This window comes from Streptomyces sp. NPDC021562 (genome assembly GCF_040640875.1).
GTDB lineage: Bacteria > Actinomycetota > Actinomycetes > Streptomycetales > Streptomycetaceae > Streptomyces.
In genome coordinates this window covers 1-2818 of sequence record NZ_JBFACN010000072.1, presented here as the reverse complement: position 1 = coordinate 2818, position 2818 = coordinate 1, and the positions used below count along the sequence as shown (strand labels likewise).

General features: G+C 46.7%; 4 protein-coding genes. 2 read left to right on the top strand and 2 right to left on the bottom strand.

Going from position 1 to position 2818, the window contains the following annotated elements; translation table 11 throughout:
• Window positions 1-259: hypothetical protein (locus AB0G52_RS40850; protein WP_361344323.1), on the top strand; the 259-nt coding region annotated here is incomplete at its 5' end.
• A 29-nt stretch (window positions 260-288) separates the two neighbouring features.
• On the opposite strand, the gene AB0G52_RS40845 is transcribed toward AB0G52_RS40850, so the two are convergent.
• On the bottom strand, window positions 289-1182 hold the full coding sequence (locus AB0G52_RS40845; RefSeq protein WP_080816845.1) for a replication initiation protein: 894 nt from the start codon (window positions 1180-1182) through the stop codon (window positions 289-291).
• 382 nt (window positions 1183-1564) lie between these two features.
• The gene (locus AB0G52_RS40840) at window positions 1565-1801 is read right to left on the bottom strand and encodes a hypothetical protein (RefSeq protein ID WP_001676031.1); all 237 of its coding nucleotides are present in this window, start codon (window positions 1799-1801) and stop codon (window positions 1565-1567) included.
• Between the two features lie 398 nt (window positions 1802-2199).
• On the opposite strand from AB0G52_RS40840, the gene AB0G52_RS40835 reads away from it, so the two are divergent.
• Window positions 2200-2818, top strand: a 619-nt coding sequence (locus AB0G52_RS40835; RefSeq protein WP_361344318.1) for a hypothetical protein, incomplete at its 3' end; no start/stop codon positions are given.

Below are 2818 nucleotides of genomic sequence, written 5' to 3'. Positions count from 1 at the left end.
GGCGATAATCATTATTTTTGTTGCTAGTAGCTTAATCTTTGCTGGCGGTAAGTCTACAGTGGAAAGTGCAGCCTGTGGAGTCGTAAGCGACATATACAGAACACAGTTCCATCAACCAGGACTAACTTGCAAATCTGTGACGATCACAGAAAGTGAAGGGAAAAATCACTATGGCATAGCTGAGATATCTGACGGATCTGTAAAAGATATCACTATCAAAGAACTTAGTGATGGGCAAATATACGTCACTGTTGAATAACAAAGTTAGTGGCTGGTTGATCCCAGCCACTAACCTTTTAGTTTTGACTTCATTCTGAAATATGTTCTTCTGCTAACACCCAAATCAACCCACACTTCATTTAATGACGGCCTCCCCCCACCTTTGCTTTTCCTCCCTCGGAGGCTTTGTATTTCAGATGAATGCGTACGAAAAACATAATCACTGAAAGTACCTTCACTAAAATTAGCACGAGTCCATTTCGCAATACTTTTAGCTATGCCAATCACCTCATTATCATCCAGAGGCGATGAAAATTGCAGGTTGTAAGCACTGGCACGTTCATAGCAAGCTTGCAGCCACTGGTCATATTCAGGCCAGCCCTGACGGATAGCGCGATAAGCCCACTTCCGTGTTTTATCGAACAGAGTGCAGTTGCGGCCTAAGCCATAGTCGGCAACGATCTCTTTGTTGTTTGCCGCGTTCAGATCGAGGAAATCAGCAAGCCAGTCCAGCGTGTAGAGTTCTGGCTGCCAAACGGCAATTTTCCAGTGACCGTGGTTCGGATTCTTGCAGAGCAGGCCAGAATACCCTGTATCAGCATCCAGTTTTTTACGCAGCGCGTTTTCCACGGCAGCTGCATACTTCAGAGGTTTCATTCTGCCGTCCGGCGCAGTACGTATCGAGGTTTCCAGTGCGTATAGCAGGTGCGCGTGCCCGTTTTCCGGGTTGGTGATGGTCAGCGTGGGCGCGGGCGCGTTCCGGTCACTCCAGTCGATGGCCGCACCGGCGCGATCGACGTCGAAGCCCAGCCAGAACATGGCATGCGGCTGATTAAACTGGATGTACTTTGCCAAGAGTGCGCGTTCTTTCCCTGCGATACGCACACCGAAGTGCAGATCGTCCGAGAAGTACGGCTTGTGCGGGAGTCGGTCGTTAAAAAGTCCGAGTGCGGCGTTATGCAATGCGCCCTACGCTTATGGCGGGCTGTTTTCTGGCACGGTTCATGTGCTAATATCCTTTCAAGGTTTCGACCTAGCCCTGGTAATCATGCGATCCGCCAAGATATGACATGATTTCCGGGGCTTTGTTTTTTCTGGGGTTAACGTTACACCGTCCGCAGGCTTCTGTCGATCTCACCACGATTTACCATAACATCCGTTGGCCGCACCGCCTCAAACGCCCTCAGCGCGTTTCTGAGGCCTCCGGCCTGAAACATACACCTTTCTGTGCCCATATCGAGAAAAAACGCCCCTGATGATTTCTGCGTACCTGCATGGCTATGCACGCGGGTGAATGGCAGACGATTTCGGAGTGTCAGCACCACTAAACCGCCAAAAGGCGCAATCAGCGGCGCGGCGCGCGCGGACGTGACCAGGCAAACTCGGACTGCTGCCGCTCATCCTCACGTAATGCACGCTGGCGGTCGGCGTAACGCTGCGACTCAATCTGCGCACGCGCTCTGTTCAGGACGATATGCCGGTTCGGCTGATTTAGCTTTTTGCCTGACGCTCTCTCAGCTGCGGCAATAGCATCATCAAGAAATTTTTTCTCTGCAGGTGTCAGGTTTGTCAGTCTGTTCATAGCATTCTCCCGTCAGAATAACTCCGCACAGTCTGCCAGACACAGCAGAACCGATGAAGCGCTGGCGGTGCTGAAAGACAGCCAGAAACGGTGAACGGGAGCGGATTTTAATCCGGTGACGTGAGACGTTGGGCAAGCCGCAGGCGCGGCAGTGGTTTTAGCGGGTTTCGGGGCGCAGCCCTGAACCAGTCACGTAGCGCTAGCGGAGTGTATACTGGCTTAATGGTGACGCTGCGCTCCCATGACTGAGTAGGAATTGCTGCAAAAAACAGCCATCTGACAAAAGAGGGCTGTTATCTGATATAGGTTGTTTAGTGCCAACTGCCGAGAACCCTTTTTAAGACTATTCTTAATGCGTATAATCAACCTTTTAGAAGGTACTTACTGCAAGGAATTACATGGAAAATCATTACGAATACCTGAAACTTGACATGTCTGCTTCAATCGATGAAATCAGAGATGCTATTGAGCTAAACAAAAATAATGATGAAGCTAGAATAAGGAAGATAAAATCAATCTTACTTAATGAGCGATTCAAAAGTGAATATGATGAGAAATTAATATCATACTTGATAAATAATGGTGACTCATCAAGAAAAGCAGATGAAAAAAAACAAAGTTTATACATTGAACAGATAAAAAACTTAGATAATGGGGAGTTGCATAACTCATACATATACGCCGCGTTTTTCCTGTTGGTTTTAAACTTCTCTTTATCATTAGTGGTTAGCACACAAGTAGACTATGTAATTAGTTTCATAGTGAACATATTGACCATTTTTGTGCTTTATAAAGACTGGAAAATATTAGAAAAAAACAACCTTGCTGTATTTTCTAAGTGGTGGGTATTAATATCACCTGTTTATTTATTTAAAAGATCCAATGCAAAGAAAGAAAGTAAAAAACTCTTCTCTTTGTGGATGGCGATAATCATTATTTTTGTTGCTAGTAGCTTAATCTTTGCTGGCGGTAAGTCTACAGTGGAAAGTGCAGCCTGTGGAGTCGTAAGCGACATAT

Excerpts from the sequence above, each read along its gene's own strand:
- AB0G52_RS40840 (WP_001676031.1), bottom strand. The coding sequence starts at position 1,801 with ATGAACAGACTGACAAACCTGACACCTGCAGAGAAAAAATTTCTTGAT.